At 69.6% G+C, this 25,585-nt stretch carries 27 protein-coding genes and 1 pseudogene; 17 read left to right on the top strand and 11 right to left on the bottom strand.

Annotation, left to right across the window (positions count from 1 at the left end; genetic code table 11):
- Positions 1 to 16 precede the first annotated feature (16 nt).
- Positions 17 to 2,377 carry an arylsulfatase gene (locus OG207_RS05590; RefSeq protein WP_329096440.1) on the bottom strand — a complete coding sequence of 787 codons (2,361 nt, stop codon included), beginning with the start codon at positions 2,375 to 2,377 and terminating at the stop codon, positions 17 to 19.
- A gap of 335 nt (positions 2,378 to 2,712) precedes the next feature.
- Here OG207_RS05590 and OG207_RS05585 point away from each other — a divergent pair, with 335 nt between their 5' ends.
- Positions 2,713 to 2,937 carry a hypothetical protein gene (locus OG207_RS05585; RefSeq protein WP_329096438.1) on the top strand — a complete coding sequence of 75 codons (225 nt, stop codon included), beginning with the start codon at positions 2,713 to 2,715 and terminating at the stop codon, positions 2,935 to 2,937.
- Between the two features lie 72 nt (positions 2,938 to 3,009).
- Here the strand turns inward: OG207_RS05585 and OG207_RS05580 are convergent, their stop codons facing one another.
- The 3 genes from OG207_RS05580 to OG207_RS05570 form a co-directional block, all read right to left on the bottom strand.
- Positions 3,010 to 3,273 carry a hypothetical protein gene (locus tag OG207_RS05580; RefSeq protein WP_329096436.1) on the bottom strand — a complete coding sequence of 88 codons (264 nt, stop codon included), beginning with the start codon at positions 3,271 to 3,273 and terminating at the stop codon, positions 3,010 to 3,012.
- Positions 3,274 to 3,618: 345 nt separating this feature from the next.
- On the bottom strand, positions 3,619 to 4,200 hold the full coding sequence (locus tag OG207_RS05575) for a hypothetical protein (protein WP_329096434.1): 582 nt from the start codon (positions 4,198 to 4,200) through the stop codon (positions 3,619 to 3,621).
- A gap of 142 nt (positions 4,201 to 4,342) precedes the next feature.
- Complete coding sequence (locus OG207_RS05570; RefSeq protein WP_329096432.1) at positions 4,343 to 5,563, bottom strand: phospholipase D-like domain-containing protein; 1,221 nt, start codon at positions 5,561 to 5,563, stop codon at positions 4,343 to 4,345.
- 761 nt (positions 5,564 to 6,324) lie between these two features.
- Between OG207_RS05570 and OG207_RS05565 the strand changes: the two genes are divergently transcribed.
- The 14 genes and pseudogenes from OG207_RS05565 (at position 6,325) to OG207_RS05500 (ending at position 17,741) form a co-directional block, all read left to right on the top strand.
- Entirely contained in the window at positions 6,325 to 6,675 is a 351-nt protein-coding gene (locus OG207_RS05565) for a MerR family transcriptional regulator (protein ID WP_329096430.1), read from the top strand.
- Between the two features lie 335 nt (positions 6,676 to 7,010).
- The gene (locus OG207_RS05560; protein ID WP_329096428.1) at positions 7,011 to 7,214 is read left to right on the top strand and encodes a cold-shock protein; all 204 of its coding nucleotides are present in this window, start codon (positions 7,011 to 7,013) and stop codon (positions 7,212 to 7,214) included.
- A 323-nt stretch (positions 7,215 to 7,537) separates the two neighbouring features.
- Positions 7,538 to 9,055: a DEAD/DEAH box helicase gene (locus OG207_RS05555; protein ID WP_329096426.1), complete on the top strand. Its 1,518-nt coding sequence runs from the start codon at positions 7,538 to 7,540 to the stop codon at positions 9,053 to 9,055.
- A gap of 46 nt (positions 9,056 to 9,101) precedes the next feature.
- Positions 9,102 to 9,506 (top strand): CBS domain-containing protein, encoded by a 405-nt coding sequence (locus OG207_RS05550; protein WP_329096424.1) that lies wholly within the window; start codon positions 9,102 to 9,104, stop codon positions 9,504 to 9,506.
- Positions 9,507 to 9,634: 128 nt separating this feature from the next.
- Entirely contained in the window at positions 9,635 to 10,438 is an 804-nt protein-coding gene (locus OG207_RS05545) for an alpha/beta fold hydrolase (RefSeq protein WP_329096422.1), read from the top strand.
- Positions 10,438 to 11,718 (top strand): annotated as a pseudogene (locus OG207_RS05540) (PP2C family protein-serine/threonine phosphatase). Before OG207_RS05545 ends, OG207_RS05540 begins: the two are co-directional and overlap by 1 nt.
- Before the next feature lies 1 nt (position 11,719).
- Positions 11,720 to 12,079 carry an STAS domain-containing protein gene (locus tag OG207_RS05535; protein WP_329096419.1) on the top strand — a complete coding sequence of 120 codons (360 nt, stop codon included), beginning with the start codon at positions 11,720 to 11,722 and terminating at the stop codon, positions 12,077 to 12,079.
- Between the two features lie 122 nt (positions 12,080 to 12,201).
- Positions 12,202 to 13,482, top strand: coding sequence for a pectinesterase family protein (locus OG207_RS05530; protein WP_329096417.1), 1,281 nt, complete (start codon positions 12,202 to 12,204; stop codon positions 13,480 to 13,482).
- Between the two features lie 203 nt (positions 13,483 to 13,685).
- Positions 13,686 to 14,213, top strand: coding sequence for a SigE family RNA polymerase sigma factor (locus OG207_RS05525; protein WP_329096416.1), 528 nt, complete (start codon positions 13,686 to 13,688; stop codon positions 14,211 to 14,213).
- Entirely contained in the window at positions 14,210 to 14,917 is a 708-nt protein-coding gene (locus OG207_RS05520; protein ID WP_329096414.1) for a hypothetical protein, read from the top strand. The genes OG207_RS05525 and OG207_RS05520 overlap by 4 nt, the downstream gene beginning before the upstream one ends.
- A gap of 139 nt (positions 14,918 to 15,056) precedes the next feature.
- Entirely contained in the window at positions 15,057 to 16,283 is a 1,227-nt protein-coding gene (locus OG207_RS05515; RefSeq protein WP_329096412.1) for a PP2C family protein-serine/threonine phosphatase, read from the top strand.
- A gap of 202 nt (positions 16,284 to 16,485) precedes the next feature.
- Positions 16,486 to 17,061: a DUF5994 family protein gene (locus tag OG207_RS05510; protein ID WP_329096410.1), complete on the top strand. Its 576-nt coding sequence runs from the start codon at positions 16,486 to 16,488 to the stop codon at positions 17,059 to 17,061.
- A gap of 5 nt (positions 17,062 to 17,066) precedes the next feature.
- Positions 17,067 to 17,255 carry a hypothetical protein gene (locus OG207_RS05505; protein ID WP_329096407.1) on the top strand — a complete coding sequence of 63 codons (189 nt, stop codon included), beginning with the start codon at positions 17,067 to 17,069 and terminating at the stop codon, positions 17,253 to 17,255.
- 198 nt (positions 17,256 to 17,453) lie between these two features.
- Positions 17,454 to 17,741 carry a hypothetical protein gene (locus tag OG207_RS05500; RefSeq protein ID WP_329096405.1) on the top strand — a complete coding sequence of 96 codons (288 nt, stop codon included), beginning with the start codon at positions 17,454 to 17,456 and terminating at the stop codon, positions 17,739 to 17,741.
- A gap of 38 nt (positions 17,742 to 17,779) precedes the next feature.
- On the opposite strand, the gene OG207_RS05495 is transcribed toward OG207_RS05500, so the two are convergent.
- From OG207_RS05495 to OG207_RS05475, 5 genes are all read right to left on the bottom strand, one after another.
- A complete protein-coding gene (locus tag OG207_RS05495; protein WP_329096403.1) occupies positions 17,780 to 19,021 on the bottom strand; it encodes an HTTM domain-containing protein in 1,242 nt (413 codons plus the stop codon).
- The gene (locus OG207_RS05490; protein WP_329096402.1) at positions 19,011 to 19,751 is read right to left on the bottom strand and encodes a DUF5819 family protein; all 741 of its coding nucleotides are present in this window, start codon (positions 19,749 to 19,751) and stop codon (positions 19,011 to 19,013) included. Before OG207_RS05490 ends, OG207_RS05495 begins: the two co-directional genes overlap by 11 nt.
- A gap of 110 nt (positions 19,752 to 19,861) precedes the next feature.
- Positions 19,862 to 21,172, bottom strand: coding sequence for an ice-binding family protein (locus OG207_RS05485; RefSeq protein WP_329096399.1), 1,311 nt, complete (start codon positions 21,170 to 21,172; stop codon positions 19,862 to 19,864).
- A 644-nt stretch (positions 21,173 to 21,816) separates the two neighbouring features.
- A complete protein-coding gene (locus OG207_RS05480) occupies positions 21,817 to 21,990 on the bottom strand; it encodes a hypothetical protein (RefSeq protein ID WP_329096397.1) in 174 nt (57 codons plus the stop codon).
- Positions 21,991 to 22,018: 28 nt separating this feature from the next.
- A complete protein-coding gene (locus OG207_RS05475) occupies positions 22,019 to 22,375 on the bottom strand; it encodes a PRC-barrel domain-containing protein (RefSeq protein ID WP_329096395.1) in 357 nt (118 codons plus the stop codon).
- A 388-nt stretch (positions 22,376 to 22,763) separates the two neighbouring features.
- Between OG207_RS05475 and OG207_RS05470 the strand changes: the two genes are divergently transcribed.
- Complete coding sequence (locus OG207_RS05470; protein WP_329096393.1) at positions 22,764 to 23,642, top strand: helix-turn-helix domain-containing protein; 879 nt, start codon at positions 22,764 to 22,766, stop codon at positions 23,640 to 23,642.
- Positions 23,643 to 23,815: 173 nt separating this feature from the next.
- On the opposite strand, the gene OG207_RS05465 is transcribed toward OG207_RS05470, so the two are convergent.
- The gene (locus OG207_RS05465; protein WP_266607229.1) at positions 23,816 to 24,184 is read right to left on the bottom strand and encodes a PRC-barrel domain containing protein; all 369 of its coding nucleotides are present in this window, start codon (positions 24,182 to 24,184) and stop codon (positions 23,816 to 23,818) included.
- 259 nt (positions 24,185 to 24,443) lie between these two features.
- Between OG207_RS05465 and OG207_RS05460 the strand changes: the two genes are divergently transcribed.
- The gene (locus OG207_RS05460) at positions 24,444 to 24,887 is read left to right on the top strand and encodes a hypothetical protein (protein ID WP_329096391.1); all 444 of its coding nucleotides are present in this window, start codon (positions 24,444 to 24,446) and stop codon (positions 24,885 to 24,887) included.
- 43 nt (positions 24,888 to 24,930) lie between these two features.
- Here the strand turns inward: OG207_RS05460 and OG207_RS05455 are convergent, their stop codons facing one another.
- The gene (locus OG207_RS05455) at positions 24,931 to 25,512 is read right to left on the bottom strand and encodes a DUF2231 domain-containing protein (protein WP_329096389.1); all 582 of its coding nucleotides are present in this window, start codon (positions 25,510 to 25,512) and stop codon (positions 24,931 to 24,933) included.
- Positions 25,513 to 25,585: the final 73 nt, after the last annotated feature.

Below are 25,585 nucleotides of genomic sequence, written 5' to 3'. Positions count from 1 at the left end.
CCACGGTGCGGCCCGCCTACTGGCGGGCCATGTACATGCGGATCTCGCTCTCGGCGTCGACGATCAGGTCGCCGGACAGGTCGACGGTGACCCTGTGCAGGGTGCCGGTGAAGCGGAACGGTGCCTGGTAGTCGGGGGTGACGGCTGATCCGGGGTTGTGGCCGCAGGCCATGCCGCCCGGGTTGAAGGCGATCGGCGTGGTGACCGGCATCTCGGTGTCGCCGACGAGGCGGCCGTCGATGTACAGCTGGGCCCGGCCGGGCGCGCCCTTGCCGTGGGCGATGTCCGGGGCGCCGGTGGGCTCGAACTCGAAGCGGAGGGCGTGGCGCCCTTCGGGGACGCTCTCGCTGGACGCCACGTGGTACAGGGCCCGTTGGACGTAGTTGTGGGCGTAGTGGAGGTGGCCGTCCTTGATGTAGAAGGACCAGCCGCCGGCGTTGGTGCCCTGGCTGAGGAGGACGCCTTCCGCGCCGTCGGGTGGGATCTCGACGTCGGCGGTGACGCTGTGCGGGCGGTTCAGGACCCGGGGGGCGACCGCGGCGGGGAGGACCTGGGTGTGGGGGCGGAGGGTGTAGCTGGTGCGGGTCCGAGTGATCTGGGGGCGTTCCTGCATCATGCGCTCGAAGGCGCTCCCGTCGATCGGCATCACGTTGTACTTGCCGGCCTCCATGTACCACAGGGAGATCATCTCGATGAGTTTGGTGCGGTTCTCCTGAGCGAGGTTCCGGGTCTCGGCGACGTCCTCGTCGATGCGGTAGAGCTCCCAGTGATGGGCATCGAGGTCGTCGAGGTCCGCCATGGTGATCGGGGCGCCGAAAGGCCGCCCGGCTTCGGCGAAGGAGGGGCCGGGCCAGGGGCAGACCGCCCGCCACCCGTCGTGGTCGATCGCCCGGTGCCCGAACATCTCGTAGTACTGGGTGCGGTGAAGGCTCGCGGCGCCGGCGTCGTCGAAGGTGTGGGCGAAGCTGACCCCGTGCAGGGGCGACTGGGTGACACCGCGGATGGTGGCGGGTGCCTCGATGCCGAGCACGTCCAGGACGGTGGGGACCATGTCGATGATGTGCGCGAACTGGCCGCGGATCTCGCCCCGGGCCTTGATGCCGCTGGGCCAGTGGACGAGGAAGGGGTCGCTGACGCCGCCGCGGTAGGTCTCCCGCTTCCACCGCCGGAACGGGGTGTTGCCTGCGGAGGTCCAGCCCCACGGGTAGTGGTTGAAGGTGGTCGGGCCGCCGATCTCGTCGATCCGCGCCAGGCTCTCCTCCAGCGTCTCGGGCGCGTTGTTGAAGAACTGCAGCTCGTTGGTGGTGCCGGTCGCCCCGCCCTCGGCGCTCGCTCCGTTGTCGGAGACCACCATGATCAGCGTGTTGTCGAACTCGCCGGTCTCCTTCAGGAAGGCCATCAGCCGGCCGAGGTGGTGGTCGGTGTGGGAGAGGAATCCCGCGTAGACCTCCATCATCCGCGCGGCCACCCGCCGCGCGTCCGCCGTCAGCGACTCCCACGGCGGCACGTCCGGATCGTGCGGGGACAACTGCGCGTCGGCGGGCACCACACCGAGCTGCTTCTGCCGGGCGAAGGTCTGCTCGCGGTAGGCCTCCCAGCCGTCGTCGAAGCGCCCCCGGTAGCGGTCGGCCCACTCCTTCGGCACATGGTGCGGGGCATGCGCGGCACCCGGGCAAAGGTTCATGAAGAACGGCTTGTCCGGGGCGACCTGCTTGGCGTCGGCGATGAACAAGATCGCCCGTTCCACCAGGTCTTCCGTCAGGTGGTAGCCCTCCTCCGGCGTGGCCGGAGGCTCGACCTGGTGGTTGTCGTACACGAGTTCCGGATACCACTGGCTCGTGTCCCCGCCCAGGAATCCGTAGAACCGCTCGAAGCCCCGCCCCAGCGGCCACCGGTCGTACGGCCCGGCCGCCGACTCCTGCTCCGAGGGCATCAGGTGCCACTTGCCGACCATGTACGTGTTGTAGCCGTGCTGCAGCAGCATCTCCGACAGGAACCCGTTCTCGAACGGGATCTGCCCGTCGTAACCCGGGTAGCCGGTGGCCAGCTCTGTGATCGCCGCCATGCCGTTCGCGTGATGGTTGCGGCCCGTGATGATGCAGGAGCGCGACGGCGAGCACAGCGCGGTGGTGTGCATGTTGCTGTACAGCAGCCCGCCCGCGGCCAGCGCGTCCATATGCGGCGTCTCGATCGGACTTCCGTAGCATCCGAACTGTCCGAACCCGACGTCGTCGAACACGATGAACAGCACGTTCGGCGCACCCGGAACCGCGCGCACCGGTTGCGGCCACGCCGGAGTCGACTCCTCGGCCGTACGGCCGATCACCCCCGGGAACCGTTGCCCGGGCCGGTACTCACGCCACGACGACTGCGCCATCTGTCTCCGTCCCACCAGCGGCACGACCACTGGCGATGTGTGTGCGGCGGTGCGACCGGACTCCTCCACGCTAGGACGCCACCGCCACCCCGGCGACCGGGCTGCGCCGTCCGGTCCCTGCCACCGGCCGGCACGCGGGCGTCTGCGCTCCCACCTGAGCCCGCTGCTGAGCGAGACGCCCGGGGCACTGATCGGCCGCAAATGCGCGTTCCTGATCGGTTGCGGGCTGGGAATTAGCTACTGAAGGTGTTCTTCGCCGATTCCGGCACCAGCGCCGACACCCTGGCCACCCTTCACGCCGCCCGGGCCTGGCCGTAGAGCGGAACCAGGGCAATGTGGCGGGGGCGCACGCCTACCTCGCCGGCCGGGCCCCGTTCCAGCAAAGGGCCGCCCAGACCGCACTCGTCGGCCGCTTCCTTACCGACTACTACCGACTCGTCGCGACCTGGGCGGAGTGGGCCGAGGCCGTCGTCCGGCAGTGGCCCGACGACCCCGCGGACGCCACCCCCGACCCGTCGGAGATCGCCGAGACCCTACGACGGGCGAGCTGGAGCGATTGAGCAGTGCGAGCGACGTCCATGCGCCCACGGGGCGACGATGCGGTGCGCGCGACTACGCCCGGAGCCCGCCCTTCATTCATCCCCGTCTCCGGCACGGGTGAGCGAGGCGACGAGGAGACCTGCGACCACCGCCCAGACCGCAGCGGTGGGGCCCGCTGTGGCCCAGCCGACGATGCCGAGCGCCGCGGTCGTGCCGGTTCCGATCGCCCATGCGCGTCGGTCGGTCAGGAAGGCCCACTGCCTTCGTCCGCTCCCGGGCACGCGGAGCTCCGCGACCGCGGTCCTGATCACCCGGGCGGCCACGACGATCGCGATGGTGAGCAGGGTGACCGTCATGCCGCCTCCGGAAGGAGTTCAGCTCCCGCCCCACGACCAGAGCCGACGGGTACGGGCCGATGGTGATGACGGCGAGCATACGTGGGTCAGCTCTAGGTACGCCTTCGGAGGCCCCCCGGGAGTCGAGGCGGGACAGCCGTCGTTGCCCCCGCCGCGCCCACCGGCGGACGCGCTCGGGGTCCAGCGGAGTGCCGTGGCCGACATGGAGGCGGCTGGGTCCGAGTTCGGGCATGGCGCGCAGGCTCGTGAGGTTGCCCAGGGGGTCGTCTTGGAAGGGCGGGTTCGCGGGCTTGCCCGGGATCCGTCCCGCCAGCCCGAAATCCGACAGCTCGGTTTCGCCGCTGATCAGGATCCCGGGTTCGAGCGGTCCGCCGCGATGTGGAGCTTCCTGTTCCTGTTCACCAGGCGGCCCATGGGCCCTGTCGGGAGGTACGCGCGGCGACCTGGACGGAGTAGCCGGGGAATCCACCCGGGGGCCCGGCTGATGCTGCGCTCGAGCTGCCGGATCGCCCTTCCGGTCGCGTCGCGCGCCAGGACCTCCGTACGACCTGCAAGGTAGCCGCCGGTCAGACCGATCACCCGGCTGATGTCGACGCGCGCGGTGAACTCGTCGAACGGCGTACCCACTTCCGCCTCGCAGCGGAACAGAACGGATTCGTCCAGGTAGCGCCACCGCATCCCACCGGCGTCCGGCGCGACAGCCGCGATCAGCTGGTCCAGCGGTTCCAGATGACGGGCCACCGCTTCGAAATCCGCATGCCCGAAGGCCCCTACATCGACCCCGAGCGGTATCGCCGCCGCGCGGACCGCGGCGTCGTCCGGGCGCATCCGAAGCGTGGTGGCCAGCTCCGTCGCCAGCTCCGCCGTCCGGTCGACGACGGCCAGCACCCTTCGCAGTGCCTCTTCGGCCAGGGGGATATCGGGCATGGTCCCGCCCTACCCGGCGCCGTCATCTCCCACACCGACCGTCCCCATCAGGGATGAACCCGTTGGACGGCGGCAGGGTGGAACTTCAGCTCCTGCTATGGGCAGTGCCGGGGCGTGGGCGCCTTCCGGCACCGTGCGGGAGTCACAGGAACCGGCGGATGGGGGTGACCGCAATCTCGCGCAGGCGTTGCGCCGCAGAGCGGCGGTTCCAGCGCGCTGGAACCATCGGCTCGCTGGCCTGCACGTCCTCGTCGAAGTGGCGGTCCAGGGTTGCGGTGAAGTCTTCGTCAAGGACCGCGAGCATGACCTCTTCGTCGTGGTCCAGGGAGCGACGGTTGAAATTGGTGGAGCCGATGAGTGCCGCGACCTGGTCGACGGTGATGACCTTGGCGTGCATCATCGTCGGCTGGTACTCGAAGATCTTCACCCCGCAGGCGAGGAGGTCCGCGTAGAAGTTCTGGCCGGCCAGCCGGCAGACGCGCTTGTCGGTGTGGGGGCCGGGCAGGAGTATCTCGACCTCGATGCCCCGGCGTGCTGCCGCACACAGCAGCTCGATGAAGTAGGCGTCCGGGGCGAAGTAGGCGGTGGACAGGCGGAAGCGATGCTGGGCGGATTCGATGGCGACCCGGATCAGGGTCTGCATGTCCTGCCAGCCGATACTGGCCGATCCCCGGACCACCTGCACCACTGCCCCGCCCTGCGGCGCGTGCTCGGTGAAGCGGTCCCGGTCGTCGAAGAGGGTGTCGTGGCACTCGGCCCAGTTCTGTGCGAAAGCGGCGGCGACGCCGTCCACGGCGGGGCCGCGCAGCCGGACGTGGGTGTCGCGCCACTCGTTCTCGTTGCGGGCGTTGCCGCACCACTCCTCGGCGATGCCGACTCCGCCGGTGAACGCCGTCTGTTCGTCGACGACGAGCACTTTGCGGTGGCAGCGGTGGTTCTGCTTGAGCGGGGAGAGGTAGAGGGGCTTGCGGAACCACGCGACGTCGACCCCGGCGTCCTCCATCAGATCGAGCAGGTTCTGCTCGATGAGCCGGCTGCCGAAGCCGTCCAGCAGCAGCCGCACCCGCACACCCGCGCGGGCCCGGTCCGCCAGCGCCTGGGCGAACTGTCGGGCTATCGCGCCCCGCCAGTACACGAACGTCATCATGTCGACGGTGTGTTCGGCGGCGCGGACGCTGTCCAGCATCGCCGTGAAGATCTCGTCCCCGTTGCGCAGGGCGAGCAACGCGTTTCCTTCGGTGGCGGCGATGCCGATCAGCCGCTCGATGCGGCGCCGCATCCGCTGCTTGCGCTCGGCCACCGACAGCGCTGGGGCGATGGCCGTCCCGCCGGACGGTCGCGACCCGCTGGTTGCACTCGTCATGACTCCACCTGACCGGTCGGGGACGCCGCCCCGGACGTCCGGCAACCGCCGGGGCGAGCCGACTGTACACAGCCGCAGACCGGGAAGGGGCGTGTATCTCCCCTCGTCGCGCGCTCATGGCGCTGAGCGGGCCGCAGAGCGGTCTCCTGCGGCCGGCGCCCGCTGCCCGCTGCCCCGGTGGTCCTTCCCGCCTGCCACCGCTGCTGTTCGAGGTCGATTACCTATCCGCAGAACACACGAAAATCTATGTTGGCCAGAGTAGACATTGGGTGGTGGTCCGGTTATGGTTTCTCTCGTAGCCCAGAGGGACGGCAGGGCCCGGCAGAGATGAACTGCCGGGCGCGGTGCCCGTAAACGCAGTTCGTAGGACGGTGCGGTGGTGGAGCTCCGAAGCCAGGGTTGTTGCAGCAGGGCGACGGGGCTGATGACCGGACCGGGTGGCCCGCGGTGATCAGGGGCCGCCATCAGCAGTACCGCAGTTGACGCAGCAAGCAGGTTGATCACCGAGGGAAGAACGGAGGAACCGCGCCATCAGGATCGCCCGGGCGGAAGTCCTGAGCCCGGGTACCGCAGGACATCGACAGTGAGGTGGTCTCCGGTCAAGCAACCGCGATCCCCGCACCCCCGACATCGTTCAAGTCGGGCATGCGGAAACAGAAGGCCGGCTCGGAACTGGTGCCGGCAGATGGTGTAGAAGTTCCCTCGGGGCCCTGGTGCCGTACGGCACCAGGGCCCCTCCATGTGTTTCAGAGAGAGGTGCAATGACAGCAGAGAATCCGACGGGCTCGCTCGGCGGCCACCTGGACGACGACGACTACCCCGCCTACACCATGGGCCGTGCCGCAGAGATGCTCGGCACCACGCCGGGCTTCCTCCGTGCCATCGGCGAAGCCCGCCTGATCACGCCGCTCCGCTCCGAGGGCGGCCACCGCCGCTACTCCCGCTACCAGCTGCGCATCGCGGCCCGAGCCCGGGAACTCGTCGATCAGGGAACCCCCGTCGAGGCCGCCTGCCGCATCGTCATCCTCGAGGACCAGCTCGAGGAAGCCCAGCGCCTCAATGCCGAGTACCGCCGCGCCGCCGCGCCGTCCGGCCCGCCGACCGCGGTCTGAGGCGGGCGAGCCCGCCGGTATCCCTTTGTTCAAAAAGCGTTGCGCCTGGGCTGCCAATATCTGTCACCGCGATGCAAGGATTTAGCGGTCCATGCGGAGAGGGTTTTTAGCGCGGCGATCACGGTGAATTGTTATTCGTACGCAGACCGCTACGGCATGCTATTGTCGATCTCAGTTGTAGTCGTGGTTCCCAAAACTTCAAGTGCCTCCAGCCGGTCTCCGTGCCCCATGGGAGTGCTTCGTATTTCCGGGTCATTTCCCGGCGGGGCATCATCGCGGCGACACGGTGTCCGTGCAATGCGGATTCCGCTGTACTGCCCCAAAGGAGATCTGACATGGCATCTGGCATCGTGAAGTGGTTCAACGCGGCAAAGGGTTTCGGCTTCATCGAGCAGGACGGTGGCGGCGCCGACGTGTTCGCCCACTTCTCGAACATCGCCGCCCAGGGCTTCCGCGAGCTGGCTGAAGGCCAGAAGGTCACCTTCGACATCGCGCAGGGCCAGAAGGGTCCGACGGCCGAGAACATCGTTCCTGCCTGACGCTGACGCGCACTTCGTAGCTGGGGCCCGCATCCTTCGGGGTGCGGGCCCCAGCTGCAGGCACCTCCCGCAGTGGGTCCACCTGCGGGATGCCCCTCACCACCCGGAGATTCCTCTCCGGCACGCGGACCTCTACGGACCTGCACCCGAGTCGATCTCGGAGATTTCACGTCCGGCACCACCCATTTTCATAGCGGCGCCCGCACGGACTCCCTGCGGCCGGCTTCGCTTTCGCATTCCATTCGGCCCGTTCTTGCGATTCCCCGCGCTGTTCTTCGGCTCCCGGAATTCCTTGATGCGCGCCGTATCGAGGAAGGTTCTGTATGAACCCCGTACGTACGAACAACCGCTCCGCTCGCACCCGCAGCCGCACCGGCGGCCCCACCTCAGGTTCCGCCGCGGGTTCGGGCCGCGGCGGCCGCTTCGGTTCTTCCGCCCCGAGCCGTTCCGGTGGCCCGAGCCGCTCGGGCGGGTACGGCCGCCGGCCCGCCGCGGTGCAGGGCGAATTCGCCCTGCCCAAGACGATCACCCCGGCCCTGCCCGCCGTCGAGGCCTTCGCCGACCTCGCCATGCCCGCGGAACTGCTCGCCGCACTCACTGCGGAGGGCTTGACCGTACCGTTCCCGATCCAGGGCGCGACCCTGCCGAACTCCTTGGCGGGCCGCGACGTGCTCGGACGCGGGCGGACCGGGTCCGGCAAGACCCTGGCCTTCGGGCTGGCCCTGCTGGCCCGTACGGCCGGTCAGCGCGCCGAGCCCCGGCAGCCGCTCGCACTGGTCCTCGTACCGACCCGTGAGCTGGCCCAGCAGGTCACCGACGCCCTCACCCCGTACGCCCGCTCGGTCAAGCTCCGCCTGGCCACGGTCGTCGGCGGGATGCCCATCGGGCGGCAGGCGGGCGCGCTGCGCGGCGGCGCCGAGGTCGTCGTCGCCACGCCGGGCAGGCTGAAGGACCTCATCGACCGTGGGGACTGCCGACTGAACCAGGTCGCGATCACCGTCCTGGACGAAGCCGACCAAATGGCCGACATGGGCTTCATGCCGCAGGTCACCGCCCTGCTCGACCAGGTGCGCCCCGAGGGCCAGCGGATGCTGTTCTCCGCCACCCTCGACCGCAACGTCGACCTGCTGGTGCGCCGCTACCTGACCGACCCGGTCGTCCACTCCGTCGACCCGTCCGCGGGCGCGGTGACGACGATGGAGCACCACGTGCTGCACGTGCACGGCGGTGACAAGCACGCCGCCACCACCGAGATCGCGGCACGCGACGGCCGCGTCATCATGTTCCTGGACACCAAGCACGCCGTGGACCAGCTCACCAGCCACCTGCTGAACAGCGGCGTGCGGGCCGCCGCCCTGCACGGCGGCAAGTCGCAGCCGCAGCGCACGCGCACCCTGGCGCAGTTCAAGACCGGACACGTCAGCGTGCTCGTCGCCACGAACGTCGCCGCCCGCGGCATCCACGTCGACAACCTCGACCTGGTCGTCAACGTGGATCCGCCCACCGACCACAAGGATTACCTGCACCGTGGCGGGCGTACCGCCCGTGCCGGGGAGTCCGGCAGCGTCGTCACCCTGGTCACCCCGAACCAGCGCCGCGACATGGCCCGGCTCATGGCCGCCGCCGGGATCACCCCGCAGACCACCCAGGTCCGCTCCGGGGAAGAGGCCCTCAGCCGGATCACCGGCGCCCAGGCCCCCTCCGGCATCCCGGTCGTCATCGCCGCGCCGGTGTCCGAGCGGCCCAAGCGCAGCGCGGCCTCCCGCAGCCGACGCGGTCCCGCTTCGGCGGCGCGGCGCCTGAACGTGCGCCGGTCCGCCTTCGATGCGGCGGCGGCCTGAGAACCACTTGATCAGGAAACTGACCCATCTCTGCAGGAGGCACGTTTTGACGCTGGTCCAGATGCAGTTCCGCTCGGTGAGTGCCAACCCTGTGTACCCGGTGGTGGTCGACGCCATGGAGGCTGCCGGGCCGCAGGTCTGCGACGACATGACGGTCGAAGTGGCCTTGTCCGTCATGGCCAGTGCCCGCGCGGGACATCTGTTGGTCTGCGACGAGGACGGCCTGTGTGCCGGTCTGGTGACCCCGGCCCAGCTCGCGGCCGTCCGTGACGGAGACGCTTACACGGACCGGATCCGGCTGCGCGACGTCCTCGGTGACCGCGGGCCGTCCACCTCGCCCCTCACCACGATGGCCGAAGCCGAGCACGCGATGCGCTACCGCCGGCTCGATGCTCTGCCCGTCGTCGACGAACAAGGCAGCGCCCTGGGCGTCCTCGCCCTTGCACGCTGAACCGCTTCACCGCGGTCGGACCGTTCCCCCGGCGCCCTGCCGACCGTCTCACTGACGGGACCGGCGTGAGCACACCCCCGACTGCGTCGGCAGTGCTGACGCTCCAGACCGATGAACAGGATGACGGGATGGATATCCTCCGCAGGAACAACGTGAAGGTCAGCGGATCACCCGGCAGCCCCGTGGTGATGCTGGCGCACGGGTTCGGCTGTGACCAGAACATGTGGGGCCTGGTGGCCCCGGCGCTGGCCGAGGAATTCCAGGTGGTCCTGTTCGACTACGTCGGGTCGGGCGGCTCCGACCCGTCCGCCTGGAGCGCCGAACGCTACGGCTCACTGCACGGATACGCCCACGACGTGGTCGAGGTGTGCGAGGCCCTCGACCTACGGGACGTGGCCTTCGTCGGACATTCGGTCAGCGCGATGATCGGGGTACGGGCGGCGGCCACCACTCCCGAGCGGTTCTCTTCCCTGGTCATGGTCGGCCCTTCCCCTTGCTACATCGACGACGACGCCTACCGCGGCGGCTTCAGCGCCGAGGACATCGACGAGCTGCTGGAGTCGCTCGAGTCGAACTACCTCGGCTGGTCGGCCACGATGGCACCGGTGATCACGGCCAACCCCGAACGTCCGGAACTGGGGGAGGAGCTGACCAACAGTTTCTGCGCCACCGATCCGGCGATCGCCCGCGTCTTCGCCCGCACCACGTTCCTCTCCGACAGCCGTGACGACCTGAAGTCGGCGGGCGTACCGACGCTGGTACTGGAATGCGCCCAGGACGTGATCGCGCCGTGCGAAGTCGGCGGCTACGTCCACGCGGCCATCCCCGGAAGCCGCCTGGTCACCCTGGACGCAACGGGTCACTGCCCCCAGCTGAGCGCTCCCGAGGCCACCACGTCAGCCATCCGCGCCTTCCTGCGGGAGCTGCGGTGATGGGGTGCACCGCCCAGAACCCTGAGCGGCCCGACGGCGAAGAGTCCGCCACCGACGCGGTGTTCTCCTCCCTGCTGGAGGACGCCGCCGAAGAGCTCTACGAATCCGCCCCCTGCGGCTACCTGTCCACCCTGATGGACGGCACCATCGCAAAGATCAACGGAACGCTCCTGGACTGCCTCGGCCTCACGCGCGAGGAAGTCGTGGGCCGTAGACGCTTCACCGACCTCCTCACGATCGGCGGCAAGCTCTACCACGAGACGCACTTCGCACCGCTCCTGCGGATGCAGGGATAGATCAGCGAGATAGCGATGGCACTCAAGGCACCGGGCGGCGGGCGTCTCCCGGTCCTGGTCACCTCCCGTGTGAAGACGAGCGGCGACGGCGAGCCGATGCTGATCCGCACCACCGTCTTCGACGCACGACAGCGCCGCGCCTACGAAAGCGAGCTGCTCCGCGAGCGTCAGGTGGCGGAGGAAGCCCGCCGGCAGGCCGAAGCCGACAGGGAGCGGCTGCGTGAAGCACTCGCGGTGCTCCAGCAGAGCCTGCTCCCCGCTGCCCTGCCCGCCGTGCCCGGAATGGCAGCGGCCTCCCACTACCACACCGCCTCCGTCGACCGGCTGGGCGGAGACTTCGACGACCTGTTCCCGCTGGACGACAAGCGCTGGGCGTTCTTCCTCGGCGGCGTCTGCGGCAAAGGTCCCCAGGCTGCCGCCGTGACCTCCCTGCCCCGCTACACCCTGCGTGCCGCAGCCCTCCACGATTCCGACCCCGTAGCCGCGCTGTGCACCTTGAACACCGTGCTGCACGAGCGGTTCACGAATGGGGACCCGCGCTACTGCACCGCGATCTTCGGTGTGATGGAACCCGATCCCAGCACCGGAACGGTTGCCGTGCACCTGGCGTCCAGGGGCCATCCCCCCGCACTCGTCGTGCGCGCCGACGGCCGGGCCGACTACCTCCCCACCCCCGGCGGCCTGCTCATCGGAATCCTGCCCGACCCCCGCTTCACCCCTGCCGCGACCACGCTCGGTCCCGGTGATTCCCTCCTCCTCTACACCGACGGCCTCACCGAAGCCCGCGTCGGCACGAACCGCGAGCTCTACGGCGAAGACGCCCTGCGGACTTTCACCGCCGGTCTCGCCCCTGCAGGTGCACACGAGCTGATCACCGCCCTCACCGGTCTCCTGGACGGCTTCGGTGAAGGCCTGGACGACGACACGGCTCTGCTCGCCCTCGGCGTGCCCCTTCCCATCCCGTTGCACGAGAGCACGATCTGACATGAGCACCCTGACGATTACCGCCCGAGACGCCACCACCGGCCCCGTCCTGGAAATCGCCGGCGACCTCGACTACGACCAGGCCCCCCGCCTTCGACAGGCCGTGACAGAGCTCAGCCTGGAGCCAGGACAACGCCTCGTCCTGGACCTCTCCCGCATACGGTTCTGCGACTCCAGCGGCATCACCGCCCTTATCGTCGCCCGCAACCACGCTGTCGCGGCCCAGGCGGACATCGCCCTGGCGGCGGTCCCCGACAACACGATCCGCATCCTTCGCATCGTCGGCCTCGACCGGGTCTTCACCATCCACCCCGACGTCGGCACGGCCACAGCACACCGACCGGCCACCAGGCGTCCCTGACGGCGCCGGTGCCGTAGGAGGTGCCCGCTCGGGACGTGTGACCCGGCCGCCAACGTCACCGAGAGGATTTCGGCGGGTGCCCGGCAACCTTTCGGGCTCCGGCGGCAACTGAGGGGTCAACAGTGCAGATCCACCTGTACGACAACTACTACGACACCACGGCGTCGGAGGGCTACGCGCACAGCTACAGCGTCAACTCCCGGGCCGGCGCCCAGGTCGTCGCGCAGAACAACTACTGGAAGCTCTCCCCCGACCGGAAGACCTCCCAGCTGCTCAGCGGCGACGGCACCGGAGCCATCGCGGGCAGCGGCAACCTCGTCGGCGGCGCCCCCGTGGACCTGGTCGCCGCCCACAACTCCGCCGGCCCCGGGAAGAAGATCAAGACCACCGTCGACTGGCGGCCCACCCTCACCGCCGGACTCGAAACCGCATCCGAACTGCCGGCGAAGCTGGCGGCGAAGGCCGGCGCCGGTATCCTCACCGAGACCGGCGGCAAGGCCGCTCCCACGCCGTCCGGTCCGGCCGGCGGCCGTACGCTGACGGTCGCCGCCGACGGCTCCGCGGCCCACCGCTCCGTACAGGCCGCCGTCGACGCCGCCACCGCGGGCGACACCGTCCTCGTCGCGCGCGGCACCTACCGCGAGACGGTGAACGTCCCCGCCTCCAAGCACGGACTGACGCTCAAAGGCGCCACCGGCAACGCCGAGGACGTCGTCATTACTCACGACAACGCCTCCGGCACACCGAAGCCCGGAGGCGGTACGTACGGAACCGCGGGCAGTGCCACCGCGACCTTCTCGGCCAACGACATCACCGTCACAGGTGTGACGGTCGAGAACACGTGGGAGAGGTCGGCTCACCCGGACGTCAGGGACACGCAGGCCGTGGCGGTCAACGCGTCCGGCGACCGCCAGAAGTACCTCAACTCGCGTTTCATCGGACACCAGGACACCGTCCTCAACTGGGCTCCCTCCGCCACCAACCAGTACCGGCAGTACTTCCGACACTGCTTCTTTGCGGGGGACGTCGACTTCGTCTTCGGCAACGCCACCGCCGTCTACGACCAGGTCAACGTCACCCTGCGCGACCGGGGCGCCGTGGCCGGCGGCCACAACGGATACCTCGCCGCACCGAACACCGACGCGGCCAAGCCGTACGGGATCCTCATCACCGACAGCACGATCAGCAGCCCCGCCCGACCCGGGACCTACTACCTCTGCCGGCCCTGGCACCCGGGCCCGAGCGCGGTCGGCCAGCTGGTCATCCGCAACACGAGCCTGCCCGCGGCCCTGAAGACCGAGGGGCCGTGGACGGACATGGGGGGCTTCTCCTGGAAGTCGGCCCGGTTCGCCGAATACGCCAACACGGGCCCCGGCGCCGGAACCGGAGCGAACCGTCCCTAGCTCGCCCCGTACCGGGCCGCAGCCCACACCGCCCGCGCCTACCTGGCCGGCACCGACGGCTGGAACCCGACGGACTGATGGGCGTCACCGTGTGGACCAGGCCCGGGCGAACCGAAGCGTCCGAACGAACGCTCGAACGGACAGCTACGCTCCGGCCCCTGCCTGAAAACGCCCCCGTAGCACCGAGAGGCCGTACCGAGGCCATGACCGAAGACGAGGCGGCCGCGGAGTTCCACGCGTTCTTCGAACGCCACCACGCCGAACTCTCCCGCCTGGCGTACCTGCTGACCGGGGAGGCGGACGCCGCCGACGACCTCGCCGCGGACGCGATGGTCGCGCTCTGGCACCGCTGGGACAGGGCCCGCAGTGCCGACTCCGCGGCTGCCTACGCCCGCGGAGTCGTCGCCAACCTTGCCCGCAGCCGGATCCGGAGCACGGTGCGCGAGCGGCGGCGCGTCCTGCTGTTCTGGTCGCACCGCCCGGAGCGGACCGACGGCCCGGACATGGCCGCAGTCATGGACGTACGGGCCGCCCTGGACACGCTGCCGTTCCGCAAATGCGCCTGCGTGGTACTGCGGTACGCCTTCGACCTCTCGGAGAAGGACACCGCGGCGGCACTCGGGATATCGGTGGGTACGGTGAAGAGCCAGACCTCGAAGGGGACTGCGGAACTGCAGCGGCTGCTCGGCACCCGGGCCGCCGGCGAGCTGGTGGAAAGGGGAAGCCGGTGACCGACGAACTGCGCGGCCTGCTGCGCGAGAGCGCCGGAGCCCACCAGCCCGACCGGGCCCGCATGCTGGCCCGGGTCGAGCGCGGCATGGCCCGTCCCGGCATCGCCCGCCGATCGCGGGACCGCGAGCGCACCCGCGCCCTGTCCTGGCCGAGGATCGTCCTCGCGACCCTGGCCACCGCCGGAACCCTGACGGCGAGCGCCCTCATGGTGGTCGCCGCCGTGCACACCCCGGACCCGCCACGGAATCCGATGGCCGCCGCCCCGTCCGCCGGCGGCCATGCGGTGCCACCGACGGCCGCGGGCAGCCGGACCGAGGACGGTCCCCTTTGGGCCGACGGCTCCGTCGACCCCCACAGCAACGCCTACTGGGCACAGAGCAACGTCACCCTGAAGGCGGGGAAGCCGCTCACCGCGCTCGTCGTCGAGCTGCGCATCGCCCTCACCGAGGGGGTGAAGGACACCGGTAGCTGGCGGACCCGCCCCGCCGCGGACTTCGACCTCTCCGCCCGCCAGGAAGGTGGCTTCCTCGTCTACCGGTGGACCCTCAGACCCGGCAGGACCGTTCCGCCAGGCGAGCACGTTTTCGCCGGCCAGTACGACCACGCCGCCGGCGGGCGCGATGCGAAGGACGACACGTACCGGATCGACGCCACTGCCGGTGCCGCGGAGAGCGGCGCCGCCGTGTGGGGCGGGTTCGCGTAGGCCGGGTCCACGTCCCGCGGTCGGCTTGGGCCGACATGCCGCGCATGGCGCAATGAGCCGCTCCGGCGGTTTCCCAGGTCACCTTGTGCGGAGGCGGTGACCGGCGCGGGCGGGCAGGAACGAGGCGGCGAGGCGGGTCGTGAACGAGGAGAGCGTGGACCGGGCCGAGGGTCTCGGCGAGCGGCCGCTCGGCCTGCTGCTGCACCGGGCGCGGCGGATGCCACCGCAGCTGATCGGCCCACTGATCGCGGAGGAGATGGCCGGGATCGGAGGCCGTGACGTCTCCATCCTGCTCCAGGACTACGCGCAGGCGCTGCTGGTGCCGCTTCCCGGCAGGAAGCTGCACGTCGGCCGGCCCCAGCCGGTGATCGACTCCCCGGCCGGGCGGGCCTTCCTGCGCGGGGAGGTCGTCGAGGTACCGCAGGCCCACGGCGGCGTCCGGATGTACGTGCCACTGCCGGACGGCAACGACACAGTGGGCGTCATGGCCCTCACCCTGGACCACGTCGGCGACGACGACCGGCGCCTGCTGCGCCGGCTCGCCGGGCTGGTCGCCGACCTGCTGGTCACCAAGAACGCCTACACCGACCAGCTCTTCCTGGCCCGGCGCCGGGAGCCGATGAGCGTGTCCGCGGAGATCCAGTGGAGCCTGCTGCCCCCGCTGACGATGACCGTGCCGCAGGTCGCGGTAGCCGGCATCCTGGAGCCCGCCTACCGCGTCGCCGGAGACAGCTTCGACTACGCACTCAACGACAACATCCTGCACATGGCCGTGATCGACGCGATGGGCCACGGCCTGGACGCCGCCGCGATGGCGACCATCGCCATCGGCGCCTACCGGCATGCCCGGCGCGTGTCCGTCAGCCTGGCCGAGAAGTACACGTACATGGACGACGCCATCTCCCGGCAGTTCGGTCCCGACCACTTCGTCACCGCCCAGCTGATGCACCTGAACATCGCCACCGGTGAGCTGGAGCTGGTCAACGCGGGCCACCCCGCGCCGCTGCTGATCCGCGACGGCAAGGTCGTGCGGCAGCTGGAGAGCGCGACGACGCTGCCCGTCGGCTTCGGCGGCGAGGAGCCCCGGATCGGAGAGCACACGCTCCGGCAAGGCGACCGCGTGCTGTGCTACACCGACGGAATCATCGAAGAGCACGTCGCCGGCGGGGAGTTGTTCGGCGAGGAACGCCTCATCCGGTGCGTCGACCGCCTCGGGGAAATGCCGTCAGAGGGGATGCGGGCAGATCTGCGCCGGCTCTCCCACACGCTGAAGAGCGAACGGGGTGGGCACACCAGCGACGACGCCACCCTCTTCATGGTCGAATGGCGCGGGGGCGCCGCCGACCACCTCGCGGTTCTCGACTGAACGCCTCGAAGCCGAGGAGATCGGCGGTCCTCCCCAGCGCCTCCGCCGGAAAATACCTGGTCACAACGGTCTTTGCCCACCGAATAGGCGTACAGTCAAAGGACCGGAAGTACTTCGAGCACCGGCTTTCACGCGGGTGTCATTTCCGGCGATCGCCTAAAAACCGGGCTGCCGACGGGCAGTCCGGGGGCAGGTCCATACCATGACCACCACCCTCGACCGCACCGCGCCCCGCGACTTCGCCGCAGAGTCCTCGGCTCGCTTGTCCCTCACCCCGAAGACCACGCTCGCCGGCCAGCTGGACGGGGCCTGGTGGCCCTACTCCCGCGACCTTGAGACCGAGCTTCCCCCGCTCGCCGCCGCCCTGGAGGAACCGTGGGGGCGCGTCACCCGCGTCACCGTGAATCCCGACCGCTGGCCCGTCGTACCGCACACGGTTGCCTTGGACGGACGCACGCTGCACGTGGGCTGGTTCACCGAACAGGACCCCGACAAGCTGATCCTGCTCTCCTACACCGTCGGCCGCTGGGACCTCCTGGTGATCCCGCCCGAGACCGCACCCGCAGCTGCGGCCCGGCTGATGGCCGCCGCCGCGATCCCGGGTAGCGTCCTCACCGCAGGCTCGCTCATGGCCAACGAAAGCGCCATCGGGCGCGGCGTCCGCGACGCCCGCCGCCGGGAAGCCACCTGGGAGGGCGAAGGCGGGGCCTGCATGTCTCCCTTCGGGGTCGCGATGGGACGAAGCGCCCTCCCGCTGTCCGCGAACGGCTGGAGGTGAGCTCCGTGGAGACCGTCGTCCTCATCGCGGTGGTCATCCTCATGATCGGCGTCGCAATGCGCTGGATCCACGTGCTGAACGCCCGGGACGAGGCGCGGATCGAGTCCTACCGCTTCAGTGACCCCCTGCCGAGGCCTCCCGGCCTGCCGGACGACACCGGTCGTCGAGCCCACCGCACGGGTGCCGACCGGTGAGGAACAGACCTTCCTCCGGCCGGGGGCAGCGGTCGGGGCGCCTCGGTGCCCCGACCCGCCGGCCTCCTCACCCGCCCTCGACGGCTACACCTGTCCCCGCGTACCCCCTCCGCCGGCACCGGCGCGCACACCGACGCGATCTGAGGAGCCCCGTCGGCCCCGGAGCCCACGCCACCCCACACACGAAAGGACGCGGTCATGGCCACACTGCGCGAACGCAAGACCTACCGCGACCAGGTGCTCCGGGTCCTGTACGAAGCCGTCGAGGGCAACCGCCTCCTCGGCATCACCGGAGCACAGCTGCGGCGCGACCTCCACGTACCGGAACAGGACCTGGCCGCCGCCTGCACGTACCTGGCGGGCGAAGGACTGATCACCGTCGACTGGGACCCCGGCAACACCCCCGCGATGGTCACCCTCACCCACGAGGGAATCCGGCACATGGAAGCCGATGAGGAGAGCACGGCTGAACCCCCGCACACGTGAGGGCCAGGGCCTGGGACGCGGGTAGCCGGTCAGTGCCTTCAGTCGGGTTTCCGAGTCCCCGAGACCGAGGGCGCGGGCCCGGTGGCAAGCGCAGTGCCCTGCTGCCCTGCCGGAGTGGCTCGATGCTTCGGGCTGGATCGGCTGGGCTGGCCCTGCGGAGGTACCGATGCGGATCCCGCCGCTCGGCCGGGTGCCGGCCGCCACATGCCCGTGTGCCGTGCTGCGCGTCGCCACAGGTGAGGCAGGAAGGCGTAGAAGCGGTCGGGAAGGAACACGGCGTCCGCAATGATCATCGCGCCGGAGAAGAGAGGCAGTCCCAGGAGCACTGCGATGCCGATGTGCATGCCCAGCAGCACCGTCAGAACGGGGTACTTGAGCCTGCCGAAGAGTACGAACGGGAAGGCGACCTGCAAGAGCACCGTCACGTAGCTGGCGATCGCGATCACCATCGGGTACTCGTCCACGAGGTGGGAGAGCGCGGGCCAGGGCTGGAAGAGTTCGAGGTTCAGCGCGTAGTGGAGGGCGGTGCCTCCGCCCCAGGTCTGGCCCTGGATCTTGTACAGGCCGGCCGATCCGTAGAGGAAGCAGACCTGTGCCGCGATGACGAGGATGCCGCAGTTGTGCACCACCGTGGTCAAGGTGGTACGGGCGTCGTGGAGTTGCTGTGCGGAGAGGCTCCTCACCGGCTCCGGCGCGTCGCCCGCACGGGCTGCCTTGAACCGGTTCCTGCGTGCGTCCAGGGACCAGCGCCGGCCGCACGCGGTGAGGACGAGGTAGAGGGCCATCAGCAGGATCAGGTTGTCGCCCCCGTCCGTCATGAAGATCGATCTGGCATGGAACGAGGTCACCACGACGGCGAAGAGGACGGACATGGCCCGGGTCCGCCAGCCCAGCATGAACAACGCGGACGTGACGAGGGCCGCCATGTAGCAGAGTTCGAAGTAGGCGCGGCTGTCGGACAGGATCAGGATGCTGTTCCAGCCCGTCTGGTCGAAGAGCTGCTGTGCCAGTGCCGGTGTCCAGGGGGAGCCCGGGCCCCAGATCTCGTCACGGTGCGGGAACTCTCGCAGCAGGAAGACCAGATAGAGCAGCCCGTAGCCGATGCGCAGAACCGATGCGGCGTACAGGGAGATCGGCCGGTCGGTGAGGAGCGCCCACAGAACACCGATCCGGTCGAGGAGCCACCGGTGGGCGGTGCCGGCGACCGGAGTCACTTGGGCCGCAGGCCGGTGCGGCGTGGCCGCTGCGGAAGGGGGCTGGGGGATCTGTTCACTTCCCATGGGAGGTCACCTTCCACCAGGGCAGGAGCCGGTCCTCGGTGGGTGCCGGCGGGCGGTTCCCGGCCGCTGTGCCGGGCGCAGCGACGGGCAGTGTGACGACCCGGAGCTGAATGAAGTCGAAAGCGCCGCCGTCGTTGTGGGCGGCGACGCGGTCCGCGGCGATGTTGCGCAGGTACGTCTGCAGCATCACGGCGCGTTCCGAGCGTGCCGTGTCGCTTCCTCCGTGGGTCTCGACGTACGAGGTCCAGGCGCGGCGCAGGAGGTTCTGGGACGTATGGCTCGGAAATACATTGTGGTCGACCGCGGAGTGGTCCACGGCAGCCAGGTCGAACCAGGGGGTCACCTGCACCGATCCTTCGGAGTCGGTGTGTGCGGTCCTCGCCAGGATCTTTCGGTTGAAGGAGTCGGGGTCCGGGGCGAAGAGCCGCCAGTTCTGTTCGAAGAGCGGGTACACCCATCCGTTGACCTGTGCGCTGTAGTGCTTCGATACGGGGTTGGCGGGGGCCACATGAAGGAATACCAGGACGACATGGACCAGTGTCGTCACCAAGCAGAGGGCTACTGCGGTGCGCAGCCCTGCTCTCACTGCGCGAACTCTCATGAACCGCTCGCCCGGCATGGCCGCTTCGTCATGACGCTGTTGGGGGACCGTACCGGAATCGGACTGATGAAGTTCCTTCACGCCCGCAGCTTCAATTCCGCTCGACACCGCCCACCCGGTCCTTCTCATGTCTGCTGTTCGCCTGATGTCTCTGCGATTCACCGACGGCGCGCGGCGGATTCGATGAGGATTCCGCCGCGCGCCGTCATCCGATGAACGGGCTTCGTGCAGCCTGTTGGCTAGCCCTCGTGGCCGTGGTGACCCTCGTGGCCAGCGGGCTTGTTGCCGTAGCCGTAGTGGTCGCCGGGCTTCCCGTCGTGGTCGTGGCCGTGGCCGTGGTCCGGCTTACCGGGTCCCTCGTCGTGCCCGTTGCCCGGCCCGCCGTGCTCCGGCCCGTGGTGCTCCAGGCCATGGTGGTCCGGCCCGCCGGGCTGACCGCCGTGCCCGCCGGTGACGTTGCCCCCGGTGATGGTCCCGCCGGTCGTGTTGCCGCCGGTCGTGTTGCCGCCGGTCGTGTTCCCGGCCGTGTTGCCCGCGGTGTTTCCGGAGGTGTTGCCGGCGATGTTCCCCGAGGTGCCGCCCGACACGAGGTCGACGATCGGTCCGCCCAGGAGGCCACCACCGATCAGACCCACGGTCGTACCGGTCGTCGATCCTGCGGTAGGCGTGCCGGCGGTCGTGCCCGTGGTCGCGCCCGTGGTCGTACCGGTGGTGGTCGTGCCGGTCGTCGTGCCGGTGGTCGTGCCGGTGGTCGTACCGGTCGTGGTGCCCGTGGTCGTACCGGTCGTGGTGCCCGTGGTCGTACCGCCGGTGGCGCACCCGCCGAGGAAGATCCTGTTGGTGTCGAGCGTCACGGCGCCGTTACGGGCCAACGCCCGGCCCTCGATGTTCGTCCCCGTGGTAACGCTGATCGAGGTCAGAGCCATGATGGTACCCACGAAGGTGGAGGTGGTGCCGAGGGTGGCCGAACTCCCGATCTGCCAGTACACGTTGCACGCCGAAGCGCCGTTCGTGAGGAGCACTCGGCTATTGGATGCCGTCGTCAGGGCTTCAGGGATCTGGAACACCCAGACGGCGTTGGGGTCTCCTCCGGCGTCCAGGATCAGGTCACCGGTGAGCCCGACACCGGAGACAGCGGTGTGGACGCCCGGAAGCAGCGTCTGGCCGGCGCCGATTCCCGCCGCAAGCGCGAAGTCCGTGGCCTGCCCCGCAGCGTTGTTGTACGCCTGGACCAGGTCGGACTTGGCCTGAAGTGCCACAGCGTCGGCAGCGTGGACGGCGCCGAGCACCAAGCCGGGGGGGAATCCGGAGATGGCAGGGTTCGGGTGCGTCCCAAGGTCGTGACTGATCACGGAGGGGCCGGTGTTGGTAACGCCCTGACCTGCCAGAACGGAAAAGCTGGCGGCTGTGGCCAGAGGCACGGGTGTCGCGATGGCCATTGCCTGCGTCGGCAATCCGGCGACCATCACGGCGGCAACCGTTACCCCGACGGCCGAGGCCAGCCAGCCGGACAGAGTGCGGCGCTGGGCCGCTTGGAATTTCAGCTTCATCGAGAGGGGGGCCACTTCCTATGGGGGCCGTGGCATACCGGGCTCCTACCGATGGCCCGGGAAGCCTTGTCGTTGTTGCCGCATATTACGCAGCAACATTCACGTGGCAAAAATAGGCAAGGGGAGGGAGAGGGAATTACAAGCATATTCGACGCAGCGAGGCGCGATGAAAATACCAAAACTCCCGCGCCTATCATGCGATAGTCCCCCCGCCGGATGGGGCTGGATTAACTCGCACGAGGCGGAGCCGCTCATATGGAAATGCATTCAAGCCCGCCAAGCGTGCGGAGTGCCGCCAGGTAGGTGATTTCACGAGTTGTTGGAGGGTGGGCGCGCCGATCGATCTTCCGTCAATCCATATGACTCTGATCGGGATTGTTTGCGCTCCCTTTCTTGCGCGGGATCGAACACCGGCCTTGTCGAATTTTTGAGCGATGGCCGTTCCGTGGATCGAGCGTGAGTTCATCCGCAGGTGGCTTCCGACCGCTTTTCATATCCGGCAACGCCCGGCGGCCCAGCTCGCGCACTGCCCAAGGCCGCACCCAAGCCCTCATCCCGTACGTCGAGAGGGAGGAGAAGACCGTCGTCCCCCGCCGGCACGCCGCTGCCCGACAGGCCGGTACCCGAAGCCCCGCAGAGGGGTGTCAGCGGAGCGTGCGGTGGCGCCGGCCGGAACGCCGGATGTGCAGGACCAGGTACACCAGGGCGCCGATGAACACCACGATGCCGATGATCAGCAGATAGAACAGCCCCTCGGCGACGGCGCCGATGAGGCCCAGCACGATCGCAACGATGACGAGAACCAGGAAGAGCGTCATGACGCAGGGCACCTCCTCGAAGGGCCGGTCAGCGGCGGGCGAGCTGCCGCTCGCCGTTCACGCCGGGCTGATAGGCCAGGCCGTAGTGCGCGAAGACGGCCGCCTCGTCCTCGGCGGGCAGGACGTCGTCCGTCCCGATCGCCGGGCACTTCTTCACCAGCGACCTGTCGTAATCGACCTTGACGTAGCCGGGCCCCACGACCGCGCCCGCCAGCGGGACGAAGACCAGGTGGCGGCGGGTGGGCAGCCCGACCAGGACGGTGGCCATGGCCGGCTCGTCGGTGCTGGTGTCCACGTAGACCGCCTCCAGCACTCCGATCTTGTGGCTTGCGGCATCGACGACGTCATGGGTACGCCACTCCCGGATATCCGCGATTCCGATCATCCCGAGCGCCCCTTTCCCGCAACGTTGCGCCGGCAGGCGTTGTACTTTTCAGCCTGCCCCGCAAAGCCCGCCCGCACCAGCCCGGACACCCCGCAACGTCACACGGCAAGGACGACACGTTCCCCCGTGTGAGCCGCACGGCCGCCGGACCCCTGGCGACGTCCCCCCAGAGGCTTGGTAGATGAGCGGTTGTTTCCGGCGAACAGGTGGAGAGCTGTGGCATTCGGGTGAATTCTGCTCGGGCTGTGCACGCGGCTCCGCTCGCGCCGCGTGACACTCGACAGCGGGGGCCCACTGATCATCATTCCGCGGCGCATGCGTTCACCCGGGCCCGGCCGCGGCGATTTCCGTGGCTGGTAGACAGTCCCGAGCCGGAGGTAGACCGCCCGTGGCGGTGAACGGAAACCCGACCGTCAGACGACGCCGTTTGGGCGCGGAGCTGCGCCGGCTCCGTCTGGCCCGCGGTCTGACCAGTACGCAGGTGGCTGAGCACCTGTTGATCTCCCAGCCCAAGGTCAGCCACTTGGAGACCGGTCGCCGCGGGATCAGGCCGCGCGATGTGCGGGACCTGTGCGGCCTCTACGGGGTCACGGACCAGCAGGTCGTCGACTCGTTGATGGAGATGGCCCGGGAATCGAACCGACAGGGCTGGTGGGTCGCCTGCGGGGAAGTCCCGTACGCCGTCTACATCGGCCTGGAGACGGCGGCCGCTTCTGTCCGGTCCCACGAACCCCTGGTGATCCCCGGCCTGCTGCAGACGCCCGCCTACGCGGCAGCGGTCACCGCGGAAACGATCCCTCTGGCCACGGAGGAGCAGATCGCCGTGCGCCTCGAGGTACGGCTGCGCCGCCAGTCCCGCGCCCACCACCCGGCCCGGCCGTTCCGTTTAGCGGTCGTGCTGGACGAATCAGCACTGCGCCGCGTGGTCGGCAGCCCCGAGATCATGCGCGAACAACTCGAGTACCTGAACCGCCTCGGCGAGCAGCCGCACATCACCGTGCAGGTCCTCCCGCACAGTGCGGGAGCCCATCCGGGAGTCTCTGGACAGTTCTCCATCCTCGACTTCCCGGACACCGCCACGGGGACGGTGTACCTGGAGCGGTTCACCAGCGACCTCTACCTGGAGAAACGATCCGACGTGCGGTACTACGGCGCCATGTTCGACCACCTTCAGGCCCAGGCCCTGAACCCGGAGCGCACCCGCCGCTTCATCACCCGTGCCGCCGAGGAGCTGCCGGCCGCCGCAGTGCTGCCCGCCGGGCCGTGATCGCCGCACCGGCCGAAGGTCGCTGCGTCGCGTGTAGCCGTCGGCGCGCGTGGCGATGGCGCACCAGCGAGTGGGAGGTTCCTCCCCGCCGATGGCGGCGCTGAACCCCCGGGACGCGGGGAGCCCGCACCCCCGCCGGGGGTGCGGGCTCGCTCGGATCCGGGCCGCAGGGATCAGGCGGGGCGGCCGCCGAACGGGCCGCCGGTGCCGTAGTAGGTGCCCAGTTCCTCCCGGTACCCGGCGTCGCCGAGGTGCTTGTCCCGGTGGAACTCGGGGGCGTTCTTGATCTGTTCCTTGGTGCGGTCGACGAAGATCTTCTTGTCCTCCGGGTCGACCTTGACGACCGTGCTCGCCGGCAGCAGGACCTCCTTGCCGAAGATCCATACGCCGGTGTCCACGACCAGGTAGGCGTCACCGACCTCGTCGGAGTGCTTGTCGACCTTGCCGATGCTGCCGTCGGTCGCCTCGACCTTGTAGCCGGTCAGGTCCGTACCGGCCAGGTGGCCCGCGGTCGGCTGGTAACTCCACACATGTTCAGTCACGCGAAAACAACTCCTCCGGTCAACGGGGGACGGCGGGGAAGTGCTTCTCCGCCGATCCTCCTTGTTCCGTACGTCGTGCTCGGCGGATGTGCTGCGTTCCGCCTGGACTTCGCCTGCCCCGCTTTCACCGCTTCACGCACCCGGATCGAAGGCAGGACCGGGACGGTCACCGCCATGTGGTGCCCGGGTCGTGAGGATGCCTTGCTCCGTACGGCTCAATCGGCGGCTCGGGAAGGCGCCTTGAGGGCAGAAGATCACCATGGACAGCAATCGCGAGATGGACCCGGCGCACCGGGTGCCCGAGGGCGTCGACGAGAAGACACTGCGCGCCCTGGGCGCGCTCTCGAAGGCTCTGGAGACCACGGAGCGGGCCCGCGGACACCTCTACGGATTCCACCAGCTGACCGGGACCGCGGACTTCGAGCTCGGCGACGCCGTCCGGCTCCTGCGCGAGGCGGGCCACGAGGAGCAGGCCGCACGCCTCGAGCGCGACATCGTGGGCCGCAACGTCATCCCGGGACACTGGACGTTCCAGATCATCGAGGCCTACGACTCCACCTACCACCGGCCCTTCACCGCAATGGAACGCGACATCGTCGACGAGCTGGCCGGCGGGCGTGAGCACCTCCTGGAGGCCCGCCTGAAGACGATCCGCCGCACCCACGGCCATCCGGACCACACCGCCACGCCGCCCGCCTCCTGAAACGAGGGCCGAGTCCGGAGGGAGGGGAGCCCGCCGGTGTCGCTCATGTTGCCGGGTACCCTCGGACCGCCCGGCGATGGGCCACATGCCCGCCCAGGGCGCCGGTGACGGCGACGGCGGCCAGGCCGCCGAGGGACCACAGCCGGCCCTTCGCCGGGCGGCCGCGGAGCCGTGACGTCAGGGACGCGGCGTAGCAGGCCACCGCGGCCGCGTTCGAGGCCGCGTGGGCCAGGCCGACCCGGGCCTGTTCGGGAGGCAGGTCCGCCCAGTCCACCCAGCCGGCCACGGCTGCCGGGGCGATCCCGGCCAGGCCGACGGAGACGAGCGTGTTGCTCGCACGCTGCGTCCCGGGTACGACGTTCAGCACGGCGGACGAGAGCCAGCATCCGATGGGTACCTGCACCAGTACGGGATGCAGGGGGTGTCCGAGCGGTCTGCCACGCAGCAGATCACGCATCCCGCCCAGGGGGAGTGCGCGGATGCCCCGCTGGAGCACCCTGATCGCCGGATCGGCGACCGTGGTCCGTTCGAGCCGGTCCAGCGCGGTCAGCCACCGGGTCGAGGCGGTGTCGAGTACTGCGGTCCGCGCGGTCACGGCCGAGGCGTCAGGGGTGTGTGAGTTCATGCTCGACGCCTACCCGGTGTCACGCCGCGATCCCGCCCCGGTCTCCACTGGCACCCGAACGACCAGTCTCCCG

It is taken from the genome of Streptomyces sp. NBC_01439 (assembly GCF_036227605.1).
Lineage (GTDB): Bacteria > Actinomycetota > Actinomycetes > Streptomycetales > Streptomycetaceae > Streptomyces.
Note: the sequence above shows the minus strand (reverse complement) of the source record. Positions and strands in the feature narration are given on the sequence as shown.

What these genes read in the sequence shown, in the direction of transcription:
- OG207_RS05590 (WP_329096440.1), bottom strand. Translation starts at nt 2,377, where the DNA reads ATGGCGCAGTCGTCGTGGCGTGAGTACCGGCCCGGGCAACGGTTCCCG.
- OG207_RS05580 (WP_329096436.1), bottom strand. Translation starts at nt 3,273, where the DNA reads ATGACGGTCACCCTGCTCACCATCGCGATCGTCGTGGCCGCCCGGGTG.
- OG207_RS05575 (WP_329096434.1), bottom strand. Translation starts at nt 4,200, where the DNA reads ATGCCCGATATCCCCCTGGCCGAAGAGGCACTGCGAAGGGTGCTGGCC.
- OG207_RS05570 (WP_329096432.1), bottom strand. Translation starts at nt 5,563, where the DNA reads ATGACGAGTGCAACCAGCGGGTCGCGACCGTCCGGCGGGACGGCCATC.
- OG207_RS05565 (WP_329096430.1), top strand. Translation starts at nt 6,325, where the DNA reads ATGACAGCAGAGAATCCGACGGGCTCGCTCGGCGGCCACCTGGACGAC.
- OG207_RS05560 (WP_329096428.1), top strand. Translation starts at nt 7,011, where the DNA reads ATGGCATCTGGCATCGTGAAGTGGTTCAACGCGGCAAAGGGTTTCGGC.
- OG207_RS05555 (WP_329096426.1), top strand. Translation starts at nt 7,538, where the DNA reads ATGAACCCCGTACGTACGAACAACCGCTCCGCTCGCACCCGCAGCCGC.
- OG207_RS05545 (WP_329096422.1), top strand. Translation starts at nt 9,635, where the DNA reads ATGGATATCCTCCGCAGGAACAACGTGAAGGTCAGCGGATCACCCGGC.
- OG207_RS05535 (WP_329096419.1), top strand. Translation starts at nt 11,720, where the DNA reads ATGAGCACCCTGACGATTACCGCCCGAGACGCCACCACCGGCCCCGTC.
- OG207_RS05525 (WP_329096416.1), top strand. Translation starts at nt 13,686, where the DNA reads ATGACCGAAGACGAGGCGGCCGCGGAGTTCCACGCGTTCTTCGAACGC.
- OG207_RS05510 (WP_329096410.1), top strand. Translation starts at nt 16,486, where the DNA reads ATGACCACCACCCTCGACCGCACCGCGCCCCGCGACTTCGCCGCAGAG.
- OG207_RS05500 (WP_329096405.1), top strand. Translation starts at nt 17,454, where the DNA reads ATGGCCACACTGCGCGAACGCAAGACCTACCGCGACCAGGTGCTCCGG.
- OG207_RS05495 (WP_329096403.1), bottom strand. Translation starts at nt 19,021, where the DNA reads ATGGGAAGTGAACAGATCCCCCAGCCCCCTTCCGCAGCGGCCACGCCG.
- OG207_RS05490 (WP_329096402.1), bottom strand. Translation starts at nt 19,751, where the DNA reads ATGAGAAGGACCGGGTGGGCGGTGTCGAGCGGAATTGAAGCTGCGGGC.
- OG207_RS05485 (WP_329096399.1), bottom strand. Translation starts at nt 21,172, where the DNA reads ATGAAGCTGAAATTCCAAGCGGCCCAGCGCCGCACTCTGTCCGGCTGG.
- OG207_RS05480 (WP_329096397.1), bottom strand. Translation starts at nt 21,990, where the DNA reads ATGACGCTCTTCCTGGTTCTCGTCATCGTTGCGATCGTGCTGGGCCTC.
- OG207_RS05475 (WP_329096395.1), bottom strand. Translation starts at nt 22,375, where the DNA reads ATGATCGGAATCGCGGATATCCGGGAGTGGCGTACCCATGACGTCGTC.
- OG207_RS05460 (WP_329096391.1), top strand. Translation starts at nt 24,444, where the DNA reads ATGGACAGCAATCGCGAGATGGACCCGGCGCACCGGGTGCCCGAGGGC.
- OG207_RS05455 (WP_329096389.1), bottom strand. Translation starts at nt 25,512, where the DNA reads ATGAACTCACACACCCCTGACGCCTCGGCCGTGACCGCGCGGACCGCA.